We start from the raw sequence: 21,047 nt of genomic DNA on the forward strand, positions 1-21,047 counted from the left end.
TCGACACTGACTAACACCAGGCATCATGCGAGACTGTCCAACCGGGCCTGGAATGCCCGGGTGTTCTTATGCTCGGAGTTACCATGACGCTGTCCAGCGGGCTGATCGCCGCCGTTGCCCTGGCCTATATGGCCACTATGTTTGCCATCGCCTTTTACGGTGACCGCCGCCATGCGCCGCTGCCGCCGCGCGTGCGTGCCTGGGTGTATAGCCTGTCGCTGGCGGTGTACTGCACCAGTTGGACCTTCTTCGGCGCCGTAGGCCAAGCGGCGGAACAACTGTGGGCATTCTTGCCGATCTACCTGGGACCTGTGCTGTTGCTGGTGCTGGCACCCTGGGTGCTGCAAAAGATGATCCTGATCAGCAAGCAGGAAAACATCACCTCAATCGCCGACTTTATCGCCGCCCGCTACGGCAAATCCCAGTCCCTGGCGGTGGTGGTGGCATTGATCTGCCTGGTCGGCGTGCTGCCCTATATCGCGCTGCAGCTCAAAGGCATCGTGTTGGGCGTGAACCTGCTGATCGGCGCCGGCCCCGACACCACCGGCACCCGCGCCCAGGACACGGCCTTGATTGTGTCGCTGGTATTGGCGCTGTTTACCATCGTGTTCGGTACACGCAACCTCGACGCCACCGAACACCACCGCGGCATGGTGCTGGCGATTGCCTTTGAGTCGCTGGTCAAGCTGTTCGCTTTTCTCGCCGTCGGTGCGTTTGTCACCTACGGCTTGTACGACGGTTTCGGCGATCTGTTCAGCCAGGCCATGCTCGCCCCGCGCCTTGAGGAATACTGGAAAGAGACCATCAACTGGCCTTCGATGGTGGTACAGACCGGCGTCGCCATGATGGCGATCATCTGCTTACCGCGACAATTTCATGTGACGGTGGTGGAGAACATCGACCCCCAGGATTTGCGCCTGGCCAAGTGGGTGTTCCCGGCTTATTTGATCCTAGCGGCACTGTTTGTGGTGCCCATCGCCCTAGGCGGCAAGATGCTGTTGCCCAGCTCGGTGCTGCCGGACTCCTATGTGATCAGCCTGCCAATGGCCGAGGCCCATCCTGCCCTCGCCGTGCTGGCATTCATTGGCGGTGCATCGGCGGCCACTGGCATGGTCATCGTAGCGAGCATCGCCTTGTCGACCATGGTTTCCAACGACATGCTGCTGCCATGGCTGTTGCGCCGATCCAGCGCCGAGCGGCCATTCGAAGTCTTCCGTCACTGGATGCTGTCGGTTCGCCGGGTGAGCATTGTGATCATCCTGCTGCTGGCGTACGTGAGCTACCGCTTGCTGGGCTCCACCGCCAGCCTGGCGACCATCGGCCAGATCGCCTTTGCCGCTGTGACCCAACTGGCCCCGGCGATGCTCGGCGCCCTCTATTGGAAGCAGGCCAACCGGCGTGGGGTGTTTGCCGGTTTGGCCGCCGGTACTTTCCTGTGGTTCTACACGTTGGTCTTGCCAGTGACGGCGAAAAGTCTGGGCTGGTCGCTCAACCTTTTCCCCGGCCTGACCTGGATGCACTCCCACCCGTTCGGGCTGTCGGTCACCTCGCTGACCCTGGGCACCGTGTTCTCCCTGGCAGGTAACTTCACCCTCTTCGTGTGGGTGTCGATGCTGTCGCGCACACGGGTTTCCGAGCACTGGCAGGCAGGCCGTTTTATCGGCCAGGAAATCAGCCAGCGTGCGAGTGCACGCTCCATGCTGTCGGTGCAGATCAGCGACCTGCTCAGCCTGGCTGCACGCTTCGTCGGGGAAGAACGGGCCCAGCAGAGTTTTATTCGCTTCGCCTATCGCCAGGGCAAAGGCTTCAACCCCAACCAGAATGCCGATAACGATTGGATCGCCCACACCGAACGCTTGCTGGCCGGCGTACTCGGAGCCTCATCGACGCGGGCGGTGGTGAAAGCGGCGATTGAAGGGCGGGAAATGCAACTGGAGGACGTGGTCCGTATCGCCGACGAAGCCTCGGAAGTGCTGCAGTTCAACCGCGCTCTGTTGCAAGGTGCCATTGAGAACATCACCCAGGGCATCAGCGTGGTGGACCAGTCGCTCAAGCTGGTGGCCTGGAACCGGCGCTACCTGGAACTGTTCAACTACCCGGACGGCTTGATCAGCGTCGGCCGGCCCATTGCAGACATCATTCGATACAACGCCGAGCGCGGCCTGTGTGGCCCCGGTGAAGCGCAAGTGCACGTGGCGCGTCGCCTGCACTGGATGCGCCAGGGGCGTGCGCACACCTCCGAGCGCCTGTTCCCCAATGGCCGGGTGATCGAGTTGATCGGCAACCCGATGCCCGGCGGCGGGTTTGTCATGAGCTTCACCGACATCACCGCGTTCCGCGAAGCCGAACAAGCGCTGACCGAGGCTAATGAGGGCCTGGAGCAGCGGGTGACCGAGCGCACCCATGAACTGTCGCAACTGAACGTGGCCCTCACCGACGCCAAGGGCGTGGCCGAATCCGCCAGCCAGTCGAAGACGCGGTTCCTGGCGGCCGTGAGCCATGACCTGATGCAACCGCTGAACGCTGCGCGGCTGTTTTCCGCCGCCCTTTCCCACCAGACCGATGGCCTGTCCGGCGAGGCACGGCAGTTGGTGCAGCATCTGGATAGCTCACTGCGCTCGGCCGAAGACCTGATCAGCGATTTGCTGGACATTTCGCGCCTGGAAAACGGCAAGATCAACCCACAACGCCAGCCCTTTGTTCTCAACGAGCTGTTCGACACCCTTGGAGCAGAATTCAAGGCGCTGGCCCAGGAGCAACACTTGCGCTTCCGCTGGCGCGGCAGCCGTTTGCGAGTGGACAGCGACATCAAGCTGCTGCGGCGGATTTTGCAGAATTTTCTGACCAATGCCTTCCGTTATGCCGACGGCCCGGTGCTGCTGGGCGTACGTCGTCGCAAGGGCGAACTCTGCCTGGAGGTCTGGGATCGCGGGCCTGGTATTGCGCCCGATAAACAAAAGGTGATCTTCGAAGAGTTCAAGCGCCTGGACAGTCACCAGACCCGTGCCGAAAAGGGCCTGGGGCTGGGCCTGGCGATTGCCGACGGCCTGTGCCGCGTGCTGGGCCATCGCCTGAGCGTGCGCTCCTGGCCGGGCAAAGGCAGCGTCTTCAGCGTGTGCGTGCCGCTGGCCCGTAACCAGACCAGCGTGCAACCCAAGGCGCCCGCAGAAACCGGCCTGCCCTTGAGTGGCGCACGCGTGCTGTGTGTGGATAACGAAGACAGCATCCTGATCGGCATGCGCAGCCTGCTCACGCGCTGGGGCTGTGAAGTCTGGACGGCCGCCAATCAGGCCGAATGCGCGGCATTGCTGGCCGAGGGCATCCGCCCGCAACTGGCGTTGGTGGATTACCACCTGGACCACGGCGAAACCGGTACCGAGTTGATGGGCTGGCTGCGTGCGCAACTGGCCGAGCCGATTCCCGGCGTAGTGATCAGTGCCGATGGGCGACCGGAGATGGTTGCCGAGGTGCATGGGGCGGGGTTGGATTACTTGGCCAAGCCGGTGAAGCCGGCGGCGTTGCGGGCGCTATTGAGCAGACATTTGCCCCTGTAGGAGCGAGCTTGCTCGCGAAAAACGTCAATGATAACGCGTGTTTCCTGAATAAACGCGGCGCCTATGAGTTTTTCGCGAGCAAGCTCGCTCCTACAATTTAGCCCCTTTTATTCCGGGAGATGCGCCACGCCATCCGAATCGGTCATCGCCCGCTCCAGCAGATCCGCCGGCAAGCTTTTGCTGGCGCGGGCACCGAGCAACCTGAGTTGCTCGGTACGGCTGACCAGGTTCCCACGCCCATCCGTCAGCTTGTTGCGCGCCGCGCTGTAGGCCTTGTCCAGCTGTTGTAGCCGGTTGCCCACTTCGTCCAGGTCCTGGATAAACAGCACGAACTTGTCATACAGCCAACCGGCACGCTCGGCAATTTCCCGTGCGTTCTGGCTCTGGCGCTCCTGCTTCCACAGGCTGTCGATCACGCGCAGGGTGGCGAGCAAGGTCGTGGGGCTGACGATTACAATATGGCGGTCGAAGGCTTCCTGGAACAGGTTGGGCTCGGCCTGCAATGCCGCAGAAAAGGCAGCCTCGATCGGTACGAACAGCAGGACGAAATCCAGGCTGTGCAAACCCTCCAGGCGCTTGTAGTCCTTGCCGGCCAAGCCTTTGACATGATTACGCAGGGACAGCACGTGTTGCTTCAAGGCGGCCTGGCCAATCACCTCGTCATCCGCCGCAACGTACTGTTGATAGGCGGTCAAGCTGACCTTGGAGTCGACCACCACCTGCTTGTCGCCCGGCAACATGATCAGCACGTCGGGCTGGAAACGCTCGCCATCCGGGCCTTTGAGGCTGACCTGGGTCTGGTACTCACGGCCCTTCTCCAGGCCCGCGTGCTCCAGCACCCGTTCAAGTATCAACTCGCCCCAGTTGCCCTGGGTTTTCTGGCCCTTGAGGGCGCGAGTCAGGTTGGTGGCTTCGTCCGACAGACGCAGGTTCAATTGCTGCAGGCGCTCAAGCTCTTTGGCGAGGGAAAAGCGCTCACGGGCTTCGTTCTGATAGCTTTCTTCGACACGCTTCTCGAAGGACTGGATACGTTCCTTGAGCGGGTCCAGAAGTTGGCCCAGCCGCTCCTGACTGGTTTCGGCGAAGCGTTGCTCACGCTCGTCGAAGATCTTGCCAGCCAGCTCGGCAAATTGCGCACGCAGTTCGTCTCGTGAGCCTTGCAGGTCGGTGAGTCGTTGCTGATGACTCTCTTGCTGCTCGCGCAATTCGGCGCTCAGGGCAGCGGCCAAGGCGTCAAGGCGACGCAGTTCGGTTTCCTTGGCGCTGCGGTCGAGGTTCCAGGCGTGCGCGGCATCGCGGGCGTTATCGCGGTCGATCTGCAACAACTCGACTTCACGGCGCAGCGCCGCCAGGTCGGCTTGTTTGGCGGCATTGGCCTGGCTGAGGTCACTGATCTCATCGCGACTGGCGTCCAGTTGCGCGGCGAGCCCTTCCTGGGCCAGTTGCGCGGTTGCCAGGCGTTCTTCCAGCAGTTCCCAACCGGTGGTGCGTGCGGTCAGGCGCCGCTGGAGTTGCCAGCACAGCGCCAGTAGCGGCACGGCTGCACCCACAAGACCCAAGGCGATACTGGTCCAGTCAAACACCATAGCCATTTCTGCCATCACCGAAAAAGATCAAGGTTAACCAAGCCTAAGGCCGGAGGACAGCTCAGTCTTCGACCTGCCCCAGTTCGCGCTGGGCGCGACGGTCGCCGGCGCGGGCAGCCGAACGCAACAAATCGTGGCCGATGCGCCGGTCACGGGCATTTCCGCACTCGCGGCACATCAGTTGGCCAAGACGGCTCTGAGCGGCCACCACGCCTTCGCGGGCGGGCTGCTTGAGCAAGCGTCCGGCGAGATGCTTGATATTGGTGCTCTGCCCCAGGCGCGGGCTGTCGAGCAGCCACAATGCGACCTTCAAGGAAAAACGCTTGGGTGCGGTAACAGTTTGGGGCGTGTCGGTAACAGAAGGTGATACTGAGCGAAACTTCATAAAGCACTGTGGGGCAGAACGGAAGGCGCGCCACTCTACTCTTTTTTTCGTACAGGTAAAGCTGAAAAAACCGTGCACGCCCGTCCTAGAGCAAGCGCTCGGGACAATCCACAGAAGCTGTGGATAACTCAGTGGACAACCCCCCTAGAACAGGCGCAAAGCCCCATGGAACGGGGGCCGCAGTCAAACTGACGATTTTTTCACCAATAAAAAAAAGCGAGATTTTTCATTGACTTAAATTTTGATTACAGGCAAATGGGCGCACTTGCACACCAGTGACAGCAGGGTTACACCCTTGGCCACAAATGTGCACAAGTCCCGATCGACTGGTTATATCGGCGGCGTTTTTTGATTCAACACCGGTTAAACATGTTACTGACCGGGCAAACCCGAGGGCTTTTCAAATCCGCCTCGGCTCGCCACACTGCGCCACCGACAATGCAAACCAGTAGGGCCGATGAAAGGAATTCTGTTATTCGCCGGGCTGCTACTGGCCATCTGCGCGATCTCCCTGGGAATCAATGCCGCGCTCCCCTCTCCGGACGGCGCACTGTTCGCCATTGCTATCTTGCTGTCAGCCGCCTTTACCGCCGTGGTCCTGTGCATCGAACTCAGTGACGGAAAGATCAATGACATGCGCGAAGTGATCCACATGATCGAGACCGGCCAGTCCTTGCGATTGACGCTCGCCGCCTATGGGCTGGGGTGCGCCCTGGCCGCGTCCATGACCGTACTGGTCTATCGCGAGTTGCTCGGCGGCTGATCGAAGTTTTTTTGCAATCGGCCTTCCCTTCCCTGTTTCAATCCGTTACTATCCGCGGCGTTAGTACCAAGCTGAAAGTCAATTCTGGTCGAATACGTCCCCTGAACCACATGGGATCGGCCACCTCGATGGTTTCCAGGTATTCCTTGCGACGACACTGCCTTTGAACAAGCAAAGGGTGGCGCGAAGTTCCAATACTCTGACCGAACCAACCTGCAAATTGATCAGGATCTTCACCCCGGGCCCAGAACCTTTGCCCCTGTTGTGTTGCCTGCCCTCCTAAGTACCTACCTGCCAGCCCAAGCGCGCCTAATTCCATAGCGCTTCAAACTGGCTGCTTTGTTCCAGTCGGGTTCTTCGTTTGATCAATGGTGATCAGCGTTACTGGAACGTTTTAACGTTGCACGGTTCTTATCCGTGTCATTTGTAGGAACACCAATAATATGAACGCTCAAATCCACACTCAGGATGCCATTCGCGCCCTCACCAACGCTTTTGCCCCAATGAACTGCCTGATCATGGCTGCTCGCAAAGGCTGCTTCAGCTTCACCCTGGTCAACGAACACGGCATCGCTCGTCACAGCGAACGCCTGTACCCCGATCAATACTCCAGCGCAGAACCGCTGCAGGCCGTGATTGATCGTACCCGTCAGGCACTGACCGCCTGATCGACCCGCGTCGCTGAAACCTCAAAAACCCTGTTTGAACAACAGGGTTTTTTATTGCCTGGAATTTGGCCTTGAGTCCGTGGCGCTAAGTACAAATCGATATAAACGTTATAACCGATTGCAGAAGATGTTTTAAAAACAGTCCTTTACATCACGAATATGACACTACACTTCAAGTCAAGCGGCATGATCCGCTTACGACGGGCCTGAGATCCGATTCATTGCTGCCAAGCTCCCCTTCTCAGGCTCGTCCACTCTTTGCAAGGACTGAGGCTCGTATGGGTATTGCCGCCAGTGAATTGTGTCGTTATGTGATCCGGCCGACGCTGATGTACCTCGGCCGTCACAGCTCGACAGCCGAATCCCTGCTGCTGGGCATTGCCGCCAGCCAGTCAGAACTGGGCTCGGCGCTGCATGACCGGCGCGGCCATGGCCTCTACAGCATCACCGAACCACGTCACCGCGCCCTCTGGGATGACTACCTGGCCCTGGACCCGGAGCGCGCCAGCTTGGTGCGCGGGCTGGCCAGCCAACATGCGTTCCTCAGCGCGCCTCAGTTGGAGTTGACCGTGAACCTGCGCTACGCCACGGCCATCGCCTGGTTGCTGGTGGAACAACAACGCCCCGCCCTTCCCGCACCCGGCGATGTGCTGGCCATGGCGCGTATCTGGAAAGAAATATTCCATCCACAAGGCCGCCTGCGAGATTTCACCCAAGCGTGGCAAACCTGTGTAAGCCCCATGAAACAGGCAGCTTGCTGACCGGGCAAATTGCAAGATTCGGCAAAAAACGGCAATTTTGGTCGGATTGTCCTACAAAACCGCTCTATCTCCTGCATTACAGCCTATAGCGCGATCTGAAATTTATTGATACTTTCCGCAGCGGTGATCACACGGAGTTCTAATAATGAAAAAAGTAATGCTCAAGACCACACTTAGCCTCGCCGTTGCCATGGCATCCTCCCAATTGTTCGCCAGCGGCTTTGCCCTCAACGAACAAAGCGTCAGCGGGATGGGTACCGGTTTCGCAGGTCGCTCTTCTTCTGCCGATGATGCGAGCACTGTGTTCGGTAACCCTGCCGGTATGGCACGCCTGGAAGGCCAACAGATCACCGGTGGCGTTGCAGCCATTGATGCCTCCACCGATATCAGCAATGTCAGCGGCCGCTCCGCTGGCAGCAACAAAGGCGATATGGTGCCTTTCACTGCCGTGCCTTTCGGTTTCTACACCAATAAGCTCAACGACCAGTGGGCTGTCGGCTTCGGCGTCTATGCGCCGTTCGGCCTGGTAACCGACTACGAAAGCGGCTTCCAGGGCCGTGGCTTTGGCAGCAAGAGCGAAGTGAAAGTCATCACCTTGCAACCGACCGTCAGCTACGCCTTCAACGACCGCGTTTCCGTGGGTTTTGGCCCGACCATCAACCGCATCGCCGGCACCCTGGAATCGGACCTGACGCTGAACCCTCGCGCGCCAGACACCAATATCAAGATCAAGGGTGACGACACCGCGCTGGGCTTCAACATCGGCGTACTGGTCCAAGCCACCGATACCACCCGTGTCGGCCTGACCTACCACTCCAAGGTCAGCTACAAGCTGGACGGCCACACCGAAGTCACCGCACCGACCGCGACCTCGCCGTTCCTGCGCAGCAACCGCTATGACGCCTCGCTGAAAATCGACACACCTGAGTCCTACGACCTGTCCGTCACTCAAGACCTGACCGACGCGTGGAAACTCTATGCCGGTGCAACCTGGACACGCTGGAGCCGCCTGAAAGACATCACCGTCAAGAACGAAGGCGTCAGCGGCGCTACTGGCGGCGCGCTTGCCCCAGGCTTGGTCAGCACAATCAAGGAAGACCAGAACTGGCACGACACCTGGGCCTACGCCGTGGGTACTTCGTACCAGCTCACCAAGCAAGTGGTACTGCGTACCGGCCTGACATTCGACCAGTCGCCTACCAACAACACGGATCGCTCACCGCGCATCCCGACCGGCGACCGTACTATCTTCAGCCTGGGCCTGGGCTACCAGGTCATGGATAACATGACCATCGACCTGGCCTACTCCTACCTGAAGGAAGAGGACGTCAAGATCTCGCGCTCCAACCAATTGGCCAGCTACAACGCCAAGTATGAAAACAGCGCCAACGGTTTCGGCTTGGGCATGACCTACAAGTTCTAACCGCAGTCGTATAAAAAAGCCCCGCTCTCCTGTGAAGGAGGCGGGGCTTTTGTTTGGCTGGCGGTCAGGGTTTGGAAGCCAATGCCTGTTCCACCGCCTTGATCAGCTCCGGACTGTCCGGCTTGGTCAGGCTGGAAAAACTGGCAACCAGATTGCCCTGGCGATCCACTACATACTTGTAGAAGTTCCACTTGGGCGCGGCGTCGGCCTGCTGTGCAAGCACCTTGAAAAGGTGCACCGCATCCGGCCCCTTGACCTTCTGCGGCTCGGTCATGGTGAAGGTCACGCCATAATTCACGTAGCAGACCTTGGCGGTTTCTTCCCCGGTCTTGGCTTCCTGTTTGAAGTCATCGGACGGCACGCCGATCACTTCCAGACCTTCGCCCTTGTAGCGCTGATACAACGCTTCCAGGCCCTTGAATTGCGGGGCAAAGCCGCAGAAGCTCGCCGTGTTGACGATCACCAAGGGTTTGCCAGCGAATTGCTGGCACAGGTCGATGGATTCCTTGGCCCGCAGCTTGGGCAGTTGGCCCTCCAGCAACGGTGGGCAACTGGCGGCCATCGCCACGCTGCCAATAGCCATCAGGACGGGTACAGCGAGCCAGCGCATCTGCATGTCAAAAGTCCTTGAGTCAGTTCAGACCCACAACTTAGCAGATCGCCATGCCCAGTTGCATCAACGCCAGGCCGCCCCGTTGCCAACCCCACCAGGCCAGCAGCAACAACCCCAGCCCCACAGCCAACAGCATAAGACGCGCTGTCATGCTCATGCCGCCTCCATCTGCGCCTGAATGCGCGCCACCGGCCGCTCACGCACCGGCCAATTCAGCGCGGCGGCAAGCAGGCTGAGCAAAATTGCCACCTGCCAGATCAAATCGTAGCTGCCGGTTCGATCATAGACCACCCCGCCCAGCCACCCGCCGAGGAACGAGCCCAGTTGGTGGAACAGGAACACGATCCCGCCGAGCATCGAGAGGTTGCGCACCCCAAACAGGGTCGCGACGGTGCCATTGGTCAGCGGCACCGTGGACAACCACAGGAATCCCATCGCCATGCCAAACAGATACGCCGTGACTTCGGTGACCGGCGCCCACAGGAACAACACAATCACTACCGCCCGCAACAGATACAAGCCGGTGAGCAGACGCGGCTTGGACATGCGGCCACCGAGCCAACCCGCCGTGTAGGTGCCAAATACGTTGAACAGGCCAATCAAGGCCAGCACCGTGGTGCCCACCGTGGCCGGCAGGTGCTGGTCGACCAGGTACGCCGGCAAGTGCACACCGATAAAAACCACTTGGAAACCGCACACAAAAAAGCCGAAGGACAGCAGCCAGAAGCCGGAGTGGGAGCAGGCCTCTTTCAGCGCTTCGCCCAGGGTTTGCTGGCCCACCGTGACCGCCAGCGGCCGGTCCTTGAGCATGGCGACCAGCGGCAGGATCAACGCCACCATCAAGCCCAGCGCCAGCAAGGCGGCCGACCAGCCCAGCCAACCAATCAAGCCGAGGGTGCCGGGCACCATGGCGAACTGGCCGAACGAGCCGGCGGCGCTGGCAATGCCCATGGCCATGCTGCGTTTTTCTGGCGCAACGGCGCGGCCAACCACGCCGAGAATCACCGAGAACGAGGTGCCGGACAGGCCAATGCCAATCAGCAAACCTGCGCTCAACGACAGTGACCACGCGGAGTCGGACATGCCCATGAGCACCAGGCCGACGGCGTACAACACCCCGCCGACAAACACCGCCTTGGTCGCGCCGAAACGGTCGGCCAAGGCCCCGGTAAATGGCTGCGCCAAGCCCCAGATCAGATTCTGCAAGGCGATGGCAAAGGCAAAGGTTTCACGCCCCCAACCGAATTCGCTGCTCATCGGCGCCAGGAACAGGCCAAAGCCATGCCGTACGCCCAAGGACAACGCCAGGATCAGCGCACTCCCTAAAAGGACCCAACCACTGGTGCGCCACATCGAGGTCATTTCTTATTCTCCGTTCGCGGGTATATACCCGCTTGTAGTCGAACAAACCGCCATTCAGGCGAGTTCATCCAGCAAGGCCAACAACATTTCGCGCTTTTCGGCGCCGAGCTTATCAATCAATTTCTGTTGCGCCGCTTCCCAAGCCGGTAACGCGGCAGTCAGCCGCTCTTGCCCTGTGGCAGTCAACACCACCAGGCGGTTGCGCAAATCGTCACCCTCGACCAACTGCACCAGCCCCTCACCTTCCAGGACGCGCAGGTTGCGCCCCAGGGTGCTGCGATCCAGGCCCATGGCGTCCGCCAGGCTGGAAATGCTCGGCTGGTCGAGACGCTGCAGGTTGCACAACAGAGAATACTGGGCAACGTTGATCCCGAAGCCGTCGAGAGCGCCGTCGTAGTGCCTGCTGACGCCACGGGCAGCCCGTCGCAGGTTGGTGCATAAACATTGGGAGGCAAGCATAGAGCGTGTATATACCCGGAGTTAATCAATTGCAAGAAAGCGTTACAACGCCAGCCCGACCAGCACCGCGACTTCAAGCAGCTCCAGCAGTGCGCCAGCAGTGTCGCCCGTGGTACCGCCCAGACGCTTGACCATCAACTGGCGCAGCCACACGAAACACAGTGCCGCCAGCAACACCGCGATGCCGCCGCTGAAACCGCCGATCAGAATGCAGGCCAACCCGCTGAGGATCAGCACCTGTTGGCCGACAATTCGCGGCAGATGGTCTGACAGTGCCTGACCCAATCCGCCCGCCCGCACATAGCGCGTGCTGAGAAACAGCGCCAGCATCGAAGCGCGTCCGATCAGGGGCGCCAGGAGCAACGCGGCGCCATTGTGTTGTTCGATCAATGCCACCAGCGCGCTGAACTTGAGTAGCAGCACCAAGCCCAGGGTGACCACCGCAATCGGGCCGCTGCGCGGGTCTTTCATGATGCTGAGGGTGCGCTCGCGGTCGCCAAAACCACCCAGCCAAGCATCGGCGCTGTCGGCCAGGCCGTCCAGGTGCAGGCCACCGCTGAGCAACACCCAGGCTGTGAGCAGCAACGCGGCGTGCAACAGCAACGGGGCGCCCTGCAACACCTGGTCGAGGCCCCATAACAGCACGCCGAACAGCAACCCAACCAGCGGATAAAACAACAACGAACGGCCCAGTTCTTGAGGTTGCGGCATGCCCGGCAAGCGAATGGGCAGGCTGCTGAGAAATTGCAGGGCGATCCAGAACGGCAGCATCGTCAGAGTCCTTCCTTCAACACACCATCGGCTTCAACCTGCAGGCCGAACAAGGCACCGTGACCCACTTCAACATTCAGCAGTTGCTCACGGGGCAACCCTCGCGCCTGAGCCAGCAGCAGGCGCATCACACCGCCATGACTGACCAACAGCACCCGCTGGCCCGCGTACGCCTGATGCAGCCGGGCGACAGCGCCAAGCACGCGCTCGGAAAACTGGATGACAGGCTCACCCTCCGGCGGCGTGAAGCCATAGGGGTTGGCCCAGAACAAGCCCAGCCCTTCGGCATCGGTATCCATCAACGCGGCCGCACTCTGCCCTTCCCAGGCGCCGAAGTGAAGCTCCTGCAAGTCAGGCTCCAGACTCACCGGCAAATCAAGTTGCGTCCCCAGCTCCCGGGCGAACAGAGCGCAGCGTTGCAGCGGCGAGCTGATCAGCCGATCCCAGGGCCCTTGCCCCACCACTGCGTCGCGCATCTGCTGCCAGCCGTTGGCGGTCAGCGCATCGTCCAGGCTGCCACGCAGGCCGCCGCCCAGCTCGGTTTCGCCGTGGCGCAGCAGGTCCAGGCGCAAGGTCATGCGGGGCGATCCGCCACGGCGGCTTCGGCGAAGGTCGCCATCTGCCCGTGCAGCGCGCATGCCAGACGCAACAAGGGCACCGCCAACGCCGCGCCGCTGCCTTCGCCCAGCCGCAGGCCCAGTTCCAGCAACGGTTGCGCATCGAGGCTGTGCAGCACATGGCGATGACCCGGCTCGGCACCCCGATGGCCGAACACCAGCCATTCGCGGCACGCCGGGTTCAAGCGCACCGCCACTAGCGCGGCCACGCTGCAGATGAACCCATCCACCAGCACCACCATGCCTTCCTGAGCGCAGGCCAGGTAGGCGCCAACCAAGGCAGCAATTTCAAAACCGCCGAGATTGAACAGGGTTTGCAACGCATCGCTGCGCTGACCGGCGTGCAACCCCAGGGCGCGCTCGATGACCGCGACCTTGTGGCTGACCCCTGCGGCATTCAAACCGGTGCCAGGGCCTGTGAGGTCAGTGACCTGGCAATCCAGCAATGCGCAGGCCAAGGCACTGGCGGCGGTGGTGTTACCGATGCCCATCTCGCCGCCGATAAACAGCTGCGCGCCGCCTGCCAGGGCGCGGTGTGCGCTGTCTCGCCCGGCTTGCAGGGCCAGTTGCCCCTGAGACCGGGTCATCGCCGGGCCATGCACGAAATTGGCCGTGCCCGCGCCGATATTCAGGTGACGAACGCCGGGCAAATCCAGGGACGGCGTGACCGTCCCAAGGTCAACCACTTCCAATTGCGCTTCCAGTTGCCGCGCCAACACACTGATTGCCGCACCACCGGTGACAAAGTTTTGCAGCATCTGCCCGGTCACCGCCTGGGGAAATGCCGACACGCCTTCAGCGACCACGCCGTGATCGCCGGCAAAAATCGCGATCCACAGGTGATCCACCGACGGTTTGACCTGGCCCTGCAAACCCGCCAACCGCACCGCCAGGGCCTCCAACTGGCCGAGGGAGCCAGCGGGCTTGGTCAACTGCTGCTGACGCGCCAGCGCCTGTTCGTGGGCTGTGGCATTCACCGCCTTGCAGGGGTTGAGCCACCAGGAGTCGGTCATAACGCAGTACCTTTCAAAGTCAGGGGCAGGCCGGCAACCGTCAGCACAACGCGCTGACATTGCTCGGCCAAGGCTTGATGCAGCCAACCGGCTTCATCCACATAACGGCGAGTCAATTCGCCCAGCGGCACGACACCCAGACCGGTCTCGTTGCTGACAAAAATGATTTCCCCCGGCAGCGAAGCCAGGGTTTGCAACAGTTGATCACGCTCGCACGCAAGGCGCGCCGGGTCTTCGAGCATCAGAAGATTGGTGAGCCATAAGGTCAGGCAATCCACCAGCAGGCAGCGATCAGTGGCGGCGTTTTCGCGCAGCACGCGCGTCAGCTCGATGGGCTCCTCAACCAGGCCCCAATGGTCGGGGCGACGCTGGCGGTGCAAAGTGACACGCTCGTTCATCTCACCGTCGAGCGGCTGGCTGGTGGCGATATAAATGACGGCAAGCCCGCTCTCTGCGGCAAGCTTTTCGGCCAGGCGGCTCTTGCCCGAACGGGCGCCGCCGAGGATCAATTGATACATGCAAAGGCCCCTGGCAAACGATGTGGCGAGGGAGCTTGCTCCCGTGACGGCCTGACAGCCGACGCTGATCCAGCTGACGCACCGCGACCCAAATGTGGGAGCTGGCTTGCCTGCGAAGACGGCCTGACAGTCAACACAGTTGGACCGTGTACATATCCATTTCTGCGGTAACGGCCACTTAGGGTTCCGCTTTTACAGCGGCTCACTTTTGAAAAGCGCAAAAGTAAGCAAAACGCTCTTGCCCCACCACTCGGCACCTCGCCCAGGCTCGGTGTGCCCGTAATCCGCCAGTGATTTGGGGGGCCGCCGCCACGCGCCATCCATGGCGCGGGGCGGCTAAACCGGCATCCCTGCCGGTTTACCCCCCAAATCACTGTCGAATTCCGGCCAGCGTGGTTTGACGGGGCGCCTAAGATCAAGATCAAAAGCAGATCAAGATCAAGGGCGGCTCGCTTCGCATCGTGGTTACCGTTGAGCACTACAGCGTCGTGTAGATACACATGGCTATCGCAGGCAAGCCAGCTCCCACAGTTGGATGGTGTGAACACCGTCAGATCCCACATAGCTTGCGCAACAAATCGGTGTCCAAGTGGTGCTCCACCAAGTCCGCCAACCGCTCGATATCGCGCTCGCGCAAGCCGTGATAATCCACCTCTTGCACATCCTGCAACCCGGCCCAACGCAGCAACGCGCTGCACGCTGCCGGGGTCTCGAACAGGCCGTGCAGGTAGGTGCCTAGAATTTGCCCATCGGGGCTCTGCGCGCCATCGCTGCGACCATCGTCCAGCAGGACCGCAGCGCTTGCCAAGGCAGCGCCGCAGGTCACCCCCGCATGGATTTCATAACCGCTGACGTCGGCATCTTCCAATACCAGACGCCCACGCACATTGCGCAGTTGTTTCTCTTGTTCCAGGGTGGTGCTGAACGCCAGCAACCCAAGGCCGGCACTGGAACCGGCCAGCCCTTCCAGGCCCAACGGGTCGTGGACTTGCTCGCCGAGCATCTGCAAGCCGCCGCAGATCCCCAGTACCTTGCCGCCATAACGCAGATGCCGCGCCACGGCGGTGTCCCAGCCGTTGGCACGCAGATAGGCCAGGTCACTGCGCACGCTTTTCGAGCCCGGCAGGATGATCAGGTCAGCAGCAGGTATCGCCTGGCCCGGCCCGACGAACTGCAAGTCCACCTGGGGGTGCAAGCGCAGCGGGTCGAAGTCGGTATGGTTGCTGATGCGCGGCAGCACCGGCACCACCACCTTGAGCACCTGGGCGGCCTTGTCGATCTGGCGCTGGTCGATGCCGTCTTCCGCCTCCAGGTGCAGGTCCATCACGTAGGGCAGCACGCCGACTACCGGTTTGCCGGTGCGCGCTTCGAGCCAGTCCAGGCCTGGTTGCAGCAACGCGATATCGCCGCGAAAACGGTTGATGATGAAGCCCTTGACCCGGGCCTGCTCACTGGGCGACAGCAGCTCCAGGGTGCCGACCAGATGGGCGAACACGCCGCCGCGGTTGATGTCCGCGATCAACAGCACCGGGCAGTCCACCGCTTCGGCGAAGCCCATGTTGGCAATGTCATTGGCACGCAGGTTGATCTCGGCCGGTGAGCCCGCGCCTTCGACGATCACCACCGGGTAGGCCTGGCTCAAACGCGTGTGGGAGGCCAGCACCGCTTGCATCGCAATGGCTTTGTAGTCGTGATAGGCCACAGCATTCATGCTGGTGACAGCACGGCCATGGATGATCACTTGGGAGCCAGTGTCGCTGTTGGGCTTGAGCAACACCGGGTTCATGTCGGTGTGGGGTGCCAGGTTGGCAGCCTGGGCCTGCACCGCCTGGGCACGGCCGATCTCGCCGCCTTCGGCGGTCACCGCGCTGTTGAGCGCCATGTTCTGCGGCTTGAACGGCGCCACCGAGACGCCCTGGCGTACCAGCCAGCGACACAGCGCAGTCACCAGGGTGCTTTTACCGGCGTCGGAGGTGGTGCCCTGCACCATCAACGTGGTCATGTGGCGTCCTTGTAGGCGGCCAGGGCTTCGTCAAGGCGCAGCCAGTCGGCGTCGGTGCCGGGCAGGCCCAAGCGCACGCTGCTGTTGTGCACAAACAAGCGCAGCAGGATGCCGCGTTGGGCCATGAACTCGTACAGCCGTTCAGCGTGGGGGGTAATCAACCACTGGAACAATGCGCAGCCACCGTGAGGTTGAAGGCCGCGGCGCTCAAGCAACTCGAACAGACGCTGGCCGGCTGCGATGCAACGACTGCGCTGGCGCGCATGCCCGTCGGTGTCGCGCAGGCACACTTGGCCCAGCACCCGCGTCGGACCACTGACAGCCCAGGGCCCGACCTGTTCGGCCAACAGCTTGAGCAACTTGCGCTCGGCCAGCACAAAGCCCAGGCGCACGCCGGCCAGGCCGAAGAACTTGCCGAATGAGCGCAGCACGATCAAGCCGACCTGATCGGCATGGCTGGCCAGGCTCAAGTCCGGGGTCACGTCAATGAATGCCTCGTCCACCACCAGCCAGCCACCGCGCTGGGCCAGCCGCGCATGCCAGTCCAGCAGGCGTTGCGGGCTCAGGCTCAAGCCGGTGGGGTTGTTGGGGTTGACCACGACCAGCACGTCGAGGCTGTCGAGAAAGAAGTCGACTTCCTGCTCCTGCACTTCACGCACCACATAACCGGCACGGCGCCAGGCTTCGGCGTGCTCGGCGTAACAGGGCGAAAGCACGCCGACCTTACCGGAACGACGCAGTCGCGGCAGCAGTTGGATCGCTGCCTGGGAACCCGGCACCGGCAGCAACGGGCCGGCACCGTAATACTCGCTGGCAGCCTTCTCCAAGCCGTCATCGGTTTCCGGCAAGCGCGCCCAGGCACGCAAGGGAATCTCGGGAATCGGCCACGGCCAGGGCGCCAGGCCGCTGGACAGGTCGAGCCAATCCGCTTCGGCAATGCCGTACTCAATCGCGGCCTTACGCAGCCGACCACCATGTTCAAGCATAGATTTGCGCCCCCACGCACAGGACCAGCAGCCACAGCCACACGCCGCGCTGCACCAGTTGCCAGCCGCGATCAATGGAATCGGCGTCGGCCGGCGGGCCTTCGCCCAATGGCGGGCGCTGATGCACCTCGCCGTGATAAATCGCCGCGCCGCCGAGCTCCACACCCAAGGCACCGGCCCCCGCCGCCATCACCGGGCCGGCGTTGGGGCTGTCCCAGGTCGGCCCCTGGGTGCGCCAGCATTTGAGCGCCAGGCGGGTTTTACCCAATAGCGCGTAGGTTAAAGCCACCAAGCGCGCAGGAATATAGTTGAGCACATCATCGATCCTGGCGGCTGCCCAACCGAAGCGCTCAAAGCGCTCATTGCGATAGCCCCACATGGCGTCCAGGGTGTTGCTCAGACGATAGAGCACCACGCCCGGCACACCGGCCACCACGAACCAGAACAACGCGGCGAATACCGCATCGCTGCCGTTCTCCAGCACCGATTCGGTGGCTGCGCGCGCGACTTCAGTACGGTCCAGTTCGCTGGTCTGGCGGCTGACCAGGTAACTCACACGCATGCGCGCTTCGTCCAGGTCATCACGGCGCAGGGCCTGGGCCACTGGCATCACGTGCTCGCCCAGGCTGCGCATGCCCAAGGCGCAGTACAGCGCCAGGATCTCCAGCAGCCAGCCAATATAAGGCGCCCACGACAACGCCGTGGCCAGCAGGGTCAGCGGCACCACCGCGATAAACCACGCGGTCACACCATGGCTGCGCCAGCCACGCCCGCCAGTATTGAAACGTTGCTCGATGCGCCCGGCGAAATTGCCGAACGCCACCAGCGGATGCCAGCGCCTGGGCTCACCCAGCAGCGCATCCAGCGCCACCGCAGCGACACACAGCAAGGCCACACTCATTGACTCACTCCCCACGCGTTTTCATACAGCATGTCACTCAGCGGTCGCGGCTCGGCCCAGCCTTCTAGCTGCAACATCGGTGCCGGGTAAAACTCGGCCACCGGCCCCAGGCACAACACTGCCAGGGGTTTTGCGCCGGGCGGCAAGCCCAGCAGCTCGGCCAGGGCCTGGGGATCGAACAGCGAAACCCAGCCCATGCCCAACCCTTCCACGCGCGCCGCCAGCCACAGGTTCTGGATGGCGCAGGAGAGCGAGGCCATGTCCATTTCCGGCAAGGTGCGGCGCCCGAAAATGTGGCGCTCGCGATCGTCCATCAAGGCGGCGACCAGTACCTCGGCGCAGTCGCTGATGCCTTCGACCTTGAGCTTCATGAACGCATCGGAGCGCTCGCCCAAAGCTTCGGCGGTGCGCACGCGCTCTTCTTCCACCAACTGTTGAATCTGGCTGCGCAACGAACGGTCGCTGATGCGGATAAAACGCCACGGCTGCATCAGGCCGACACTGGGCGCCTGGTGCGCGGCGTGGAGCAGGCGTTGCAGCAGTTCAGGCGCGACGCTGCCACCGCGGAAGTGGCGCATGTCGCGGCGTTCGGCGATGGCGCGATAGACGGCCTCGCGATCGGCTTGGGGGAAAGCGTTGTCAGTCATGGCCTCATCGGGGGCAAGCCCCCTCCCACATTTGGAATGCATTCCCCTGTGGGAGCTGGCTTGCCTGCGATAGCTGTCTCAAGGTCTGGCGCGAACAACGCGGCCACCGCGCCAGGATTCGACGGAAAATAAAAGTGCACATAGGACGCCGTCATCCGCCCCTGTCGATAGACCGCCTCGGCACCGCGCCCGCCGTTAGGGCTAAGCCCACGGGCAATCGGCGCCCATTCGGTACTGGTCAGAGAATGATGATAGGTATGCCCACGCAAGGTCCCCTCCGGCAGCTCGACACTTTGCAGCGCCAGGGCCGCGAGTTTCTTCTGCATCACCGCATCGCCTTGCAACAAGCCAACCAGTTCGGCGCGTGTACCGTCCACATCGGTCAAGGAGTCGAGCAGATAGAGCATGCCGCCACATTCAGCGAGCAGTGGCTTGCCTGCGGCGTGATGAGCACGAATTGCGCCCAGCATCGAGGTATTGGCCGACAATGCCTGGTGGTGCAGTTCCGGATAGCCGCCGGGCAGATAGAGGCTGTCAGCTTGAGGCAATTGGCGATCATGGATAGGTGAAAAGAACTTCAACTCGGCGCCCATCGCCCGCAGCAAATCCAGGCTGGCGCCGTAGGTAAAGGCAAAGGCTTCGTCACGGGCCACGGCAATCCGCACACCGGCCAGCAAGGGCTCGGCCTCGACCACTTGCGGCGCGGCAAAGGTCACCGGCGGCGGCAGGGCCACTTCGCAACTGCTGCCCAACGCCTGGGCGGCAGCATCCAAGCGTATATCAAGGTCATTCAGTTCGCTGGCTTGCACTAGGCCCAGGTGGCGGCTGGGCAGTTCGATGCCGGTCTCACGGGATAACGCGCCGTACCAACGCAAGCCCTCGGTGAGGCTGCCTTCAAGCAATTGCGCATGGCGCAGGGTGCCGACGCGATTGGCCAGCACGCCGGCGAACGGCAGGTCGGGCTGATAGCGCGCCAGCCCCAGGGCCAAAGCGCCGAACGTCTGGGCCATGGCGGTGCCATCGATCACGCCCAGCACCGGTACACCGAAGTGCCGCGCCAAGTCAGCGCTGGAAGGCGTGCCGTCGAACAGGCCCATCACGCCTTCGATGAGGATCAGGTCAGCCTCCCCCGCTGCCTCCCAGAGCAGGCGGCGGCTTTCCTGCTCGCCCACCATCCACATGTCCAACTGGTACACCGGCGCGCCACTGGCACGCTCGTGGATCATCGGGTCGAGAAAGTCCGGCCCGCATTTGAACACGCGCACCTTGCGTCCCAGGTTGCGGTGCAAACGGGCGAGCGCGGCGGTGACCGTGGTTTTGCCCTGGCCGGACGCCGGAGCGGCGATCAATACGGCCGGGCAATGACGGGGCTGATTCAAAGTTCGACGCCTTTCTGTGCCTTGATACCGGCCTGGAACGCGTGCTTGAGCATGCCCATTTCGGTGACGGTGTCGCCCATTTCGATCAGCTCAGGCTTGGCGCCACGGCCGGTGACTACCACATGCTGCATGGGCGGGCGGGCTTGCAGGTCGCTGAGTACCTGGTCCAGGTCAAGGTAACCGTGCTTGAGGGCGATGTTCAATTCGTCCAGCACCACCAAGCCGATAGAGGGGTCATTCAACATGGCCCGGGACACCGCCCAAGCCGCTTCGGCAGCGGCGATATCGCGCTGGCGATCCTGGGTTTCCCAGGTGAAGCCTTCGCCCATCACATGAAAGTGCACCTGCTCGGGGAAGCGGCGGAAAAACAATTCTTCGCCGGTGCTGTTACGCCCCTTGATGAACTGCACCACACCGCATTGCATGCCATGCCCCATGGCCCGGGCCAACATGCCGAACGCCGAACTGCTCTTGCCTTTGCCGTTGCCGGTCAGCACCAGCAGCAGGCCGCACTCATTGGGGGAATTGGCGATGCGCTCGTCAATCACGGCTTTTTTGCGCAGCATGCGCGCCAAGTGGCGTTCGTCGCGGTCGGGGGAATCAGTCATGGCAGCTCTCCGTTGGGGCTGGACAAAAACG

General features: G+C 61.9%; 20 protein-coding genes. 5 read left to right on the forward strand and 15 right to left on the reverse strand.

Translation table 11 applies throughout. The features are described from left to right. The first annotated feature begins 83 nt into the window (after window positions 1–83). Window positions 84–3,554 carry a hybrid sensor histidine kinase/response regulator gene (locus GIV26_RS20625; RefSeq protein WP_054899071.1) on the forward strand — a complete coding sequence of 1,157 codons (3,471 nt, stop codon included), beginning with the start codon at window positions 84–86 and terminating at the stop codon, window positions 3,552–3,554. Between the two features lie 107 nt (window positions 3,555–3,661). On the opposite strand, the gene rmuC is transcribed toward GIV26_RS20625, so the two are convergent. Both rmuC and GIV26_RS20635 read right to left on the reverse strand, forming a co-directional pair. After that, window positions 3,662–5,026: a DNA recombination protein RmuC gene (rmuC, locus tag GIV26_RS20630; RefSeq protein ID WP_169918249.1), complete on the reverse strand. Its 1,365-nt coding sequence runs from the start codon at window positions 5,024–5,026 to the stop codon at window positions 3,662–3,664. Between the two features lie 175 nt (window positions 5,027–5,201). Beyond that, a complete protein-coding gene (locus GIV26_RS20635; RefSeq protein WP_034128342.1) occupies window positions 5,202–5,525 on the reverse strand; it encodes a hypothetical protein in 324 nt (107 codons plus the stop codon). 457 nt (window positions 5,526–5,982) lie between these two features. Here GIV26_RS20635 and GIV26_RS20640 point away from each other — a divergent pair, with 457 nt between their 5' ends. From GIV26_RS20640 to GIV26_RS20655, 4 genes are all read left to right on the forward strand, one after another. Then, entirely contained in the window at window positions 5,983–6,288 is a 306-nt protein-coding gene (locus GIV26_RS20640; protein WP_197901424.1) for a hypothetical protein, read from the forward strand. A gap of 443 nt (window positions 6,289–6,731) precedes the next feature. Beyond that, window positions 6,732–6,956 (forward strand): hypothetical protein, encoded by a 225-nt coding sequence (locus tag GIV26_RS20645; RefSeq protein ID WP_034128340.1) that lies wholly within the window; start codon window positions 6,732–6,734, stop codon window positions 6,954–6,956. Between the two features lie 278 nt (window positions 6,957–7,234). Next, a complete protein-coding gene (locus tag GIV26_RS20650; protein ID WP_054899027.1) occupies window positions 7,235–7,717 on the forward strand; it encodes a hypothetical protein in 483 nt (160 codons plus the stop codon). Between the two features lie 145 nt (window positions 7,718–7,862). Beyond that, on the forward strand, window positions 7,863–9,140 hold the full coding sequence (locus tag GIV26_RS20655; RefSeq protein ID WP_003193026.1) for an OmpP1/FadL family transporter: 1,278 nt from the start codon (window positions 7,863–7,865) through the stop codon (window positions 9,138–9,140). 64 nt (window positions 9,141–9,204) lie between these two features. Here GIV26_RS20655 and GIV26_RS20660 read toward each other — a convergent pair whose 3' ends face one another. The 13 genes from GIV26_RS20660 to cobO form a co-directional block, all read right to left on the reverse strand. Next, window positions 9,205–9,756: a glutathione peroxidase gene (locus GIV26_RS20660; protein ID WP_034128338.1), complete on the reverse strand. Its 552-nt coding sequence runs from the start codon at window positions 9,754–9,756 to the stop codon at window positions 9,205–9,207. Window positions 9,757–9,906: 150 nt separating this feature from the next. Then, entirely contained in the window at window positions 9,907–11,115 is a 1,209-nt protein-coding gene (locus GIV26_RS20665) for an MFS transporter (protein ID WP_014719382.1), read from the reverse strand. Between the two features lie 54 nt (window positions 11,116–11,169). Then, on the reverse strand, window positions 11,170–11,574 hold the full coding sequence (locus tag GIV26_RS20670; protein WP_034128336.1) for a MarR family winged helix-turn-helix transcriptional regulator: 405 nt from the start codon (window positions 11,572–11,574) through the stop codon (window positions 11,170–11,172). Between the two features lie 42 nt (window positions 11,575–11,616). After that, window positions 11,617–12,345, reverse strand: a complete 729-nt coding sequence (locus tag GIV26_RS20675; RefSeq protein WP_236282017.1) for an adenosylcobinamide-GDP ribazoletransferase — start codon at window positions 12,343–12,345, stop codon at window positions 11,617–11,619. Window positions 12,346–12,347: 2 nt separating this feature from the next. After that, entirely contained in the window at window positions 12,348–12,923 is a 576-nt protein-coding gene (gene cobC / locus GIV26_RS20680; RefSeq protein ID WP_034128334.1) for an alpha-ribazole phosphatase family protein, read from the reverse strand. Continuing rightward, a complete protein-coding gene (cobT, locus tag GIV26_RS20685) occupies window positions 12,920–13,975 on the reverse strand; it encodes a nicotinate-nucleotide--dimethylbenzimidazole phosphoribosyltransferase (protein ID WP_236282018.1) in 1,056 nt (351 codons plus the stop codon). Before cobT ends, cobC begins: the two co-directional genes overlap by 4 nt. Continuing rightward, window positions 13,972–14,493, reverse strand: coding sequence for a bifunctional adenosylcobinamide kinase/adenosylcobinamide-phosphate guanylyltransferase (gene cobU / locus GIV26_RS20690; protein ID WP_103299311.1), 522 nt, complete (start codon window positions 14,491–14,493; stop codon window positions 13,972–13,974). The genes cobT and cobU overlap by 4 nt, the downstream gene beginning before the upstream one ends. Before the next feature lie 550 nt (window positions 14,494–15,043). Then, window positions 15,044–16,495 (reverse strand): cobyric acid synthase, encoded by a 1,452-nt coding sequence (locus GIV26_RS20695; RefSeq protein WP_236282020.1) that lies wholly within the window; start codon window positions 16,493–16,495, stop codon window positions 15,044–15,046. Continuing rightward, on the reverse strand, window positions 16,492–17,481 hold the full coding sequence (gene cobD, locus GIV26_RS20700) for a threonine-phosphate decarboxylase CobD (RefSeq protein WP_054899033.1): 990 nt from the start codon (window positions 17,479–17,481) through the stop codon (window positions 16,492–16,494). The genes GIV26_RS20695 and cobD overlap by 4 nt, the downstream gene beginning before the upstream one ends. Continuing rightward, window positions 17,474–18,382: an adenosylcobinamide-phosphate synthase CbiB gene (gene cbiB / locus GIV26_RS20705; RefSeq protein ID WP_236282023.1), complete on the reverse strand. Its 909-nt coding sequence runs from the start codon at window positions 18,380–18,382 to the stop codon at window positions 17,474–17,476. Before cbiB ends, cobD begins: the two co-directional genes overlap by 8 nt. After that, window positions 18,379–19,029, reverse strand: a complete 651-nt coding sequence (bluB, locus tag GIV26_RS20710; protein WP_236282025.1) for a 5,6-dimethylbenzimidazole synthase — start codon at window positions 19,027–19,029, stop codon at window positions 18,379–18,381. The genes cbiB and bluB overlap by 4 nt, the downstream gene beginning before the upstream one ends. After that, window positions 19,026–20,408: a cobyrinate a,c-diamide synthase gene (locus GIV26_RS20715; RefSeq protein WP_072447487.1), complete on the reverse strand. Its 1,383-nt coding sequence runs from the start codon at window positions 20,406–20,408 to the stop codon at window positions 19,026–19,028. The genes bluB and GIV26_RS20715 overlap by 4 nt, the downstream gene beginning before the upstream one ends. Next, a complete protein-coding gene (gene cobO, locus GIV26_RS20720; RefSeq protein WP_034128326.1) occupies window positions 20,405–21,016 on the reverse strand; it encodes a cob(I)yrinic acid a,c-diamide adenosyltransferase in 612 nt (203 codons plus the stop codon). Before cobO ends, GIV26_RS20715 begins: the two co-directional genes overlap by 4 nt. Between the last annotated feature and the right edge of the window lie 31 nt (window positions 21,017–21,047).

It is taken from the genome of Pseudomonas sp. PA-1-3F, from assembly GCF_021609665.1.
Taxonomy (GTDB): domain Bacteria; phylum Pseudomonadota; class Gammaproteobacteria; order Pseudomonadales; family Pseudomonadaceae; genus Aquipseudomonas; species Aquipseudomonas paracarnis.

Bases quoted from the DNA above. Each gene is read 5' to 3' on its own strand.
- GIV26_RS20625 (WP_054899071.1), top strand. From the start codon at position 84: ATGACGCTGTCCAGCGGGCTGATCGCCGCCGTTGCCCTGGCCTATATG.
- GIV26_RS20635 (WP_034128342.1), bottom strand. From the start codon at position 5,525: ATGAAGTTTCGCTCAGTATCACCTTCTGTTACCGACACGCCCCAAACT.
- GIV26_RS20640 (WP_197901424.1), top strand. From the start codon at position 5,983: ATGAAAGGAATTCTGTTATTCGCCGGGCTGCTACTGGCCATCTGCGCG.
- GIV26_RS20645 (WP_034128340.1), top strand. From the start codon at position 6,732: ATGAACGCTCAAATCCACACTCAGGATGCCATTCGCGCCCTCACCAAC.
- GIV26_RS20650 (WP_054899027.1), top strand. From the start codon at position 7,235: ATGGGTATTGCCGCCAGTGAATTGTGTCGTTATGTGATCCGGCCGACG.
- GIV26_RS20655 (WP_003193026.1), top strand. From the start codon at position 7,863: ATGAAAAAAGTAATGCTCAAGACCACACTTAGCCTCGCCGTTGCCATG.
- GIV26_RS20660 (WP_034128338.1), bottom strand. From the start codon at position 9,756: ATGCAGATGCGCTGGCTCGCTGTACCCGTCCTGATGGCTATTGGCAGC.
- GIV26_RS20665 (WP_014719382.1), bottom strand. From the start codon at position 11,115: ATGACCTCGATGTGGCGCACCAGTGGTTGGGTCCTTTTAGGGAGTGCG.
- GIV26_RS20670 (WP_034128336.1), bottom strand. From the start codon at position 11,574: ATGCTTGCCTCCCAATGTTTATGCACCAACCTGCGACGGGCTGCCCGT.
- GIV26_RS20675 (WP_236282017.1), bottom strand. From the start codon at position 12,345: ATGCTGCCGTTCTGGATCGCCCTGCAATTTCTCAGCAGCCTGCCCATT.
- cobC (WP_034128334.1), bottom strand. From the start codon at position 12,923: ATGACCTTGCGCCTGGACCTGCTGCGCCACGGCGAAACCGAGCTGGGC.
- cobT (WP_236282018.1), bottom strand. From the start codon at position 13,975: ATGACCGACTCCTGGTGGCTCAACCCCTGCAAGGCGGTGAATGCCACA.
- cobU (WP_103299311.1), bottom strand. From the start codon at position 14,493: ATGTATCAATTGATCCTCGGCGGCGCCCGTTCGGGCAAGAGCCGCCTG.
- GIV26_RS20695 (WP_236282020.1), bottom strand. From the start codon at position 16,495: ATGACCACGTTGATGGTGCAGGGCACCACCTCCGACGCCGGTAAAAGC.
- cobD (WP_054899033.1), bottom strand. From the start codon at position 17,481: ATGCTTGAACATGGTGGTCGGCTGCGTAAGGCCGCGATTGAGTACGGC.
- cbiB (WP_236282023.1), bottom strand. From the start codon at position 18,382: ATGAGTGTGGCCTTGCTGTGTGTCGCTGCGGTGGCGCTGGATGCGCTG.
- bluB (WP_236282025.1), bottom strand. From the start codon at position 19,029: ATGACTGACAACGCTTTCCCCCAAGCCGATCGCGAGGCCGTCTATCGC.
- cobO (WP_034128326.1), bottom strand. From the start codon at position 21,016: ATGACTGATTCCCCCGACCGCGACGAACGCCACTTGGCGCGCATGCTG.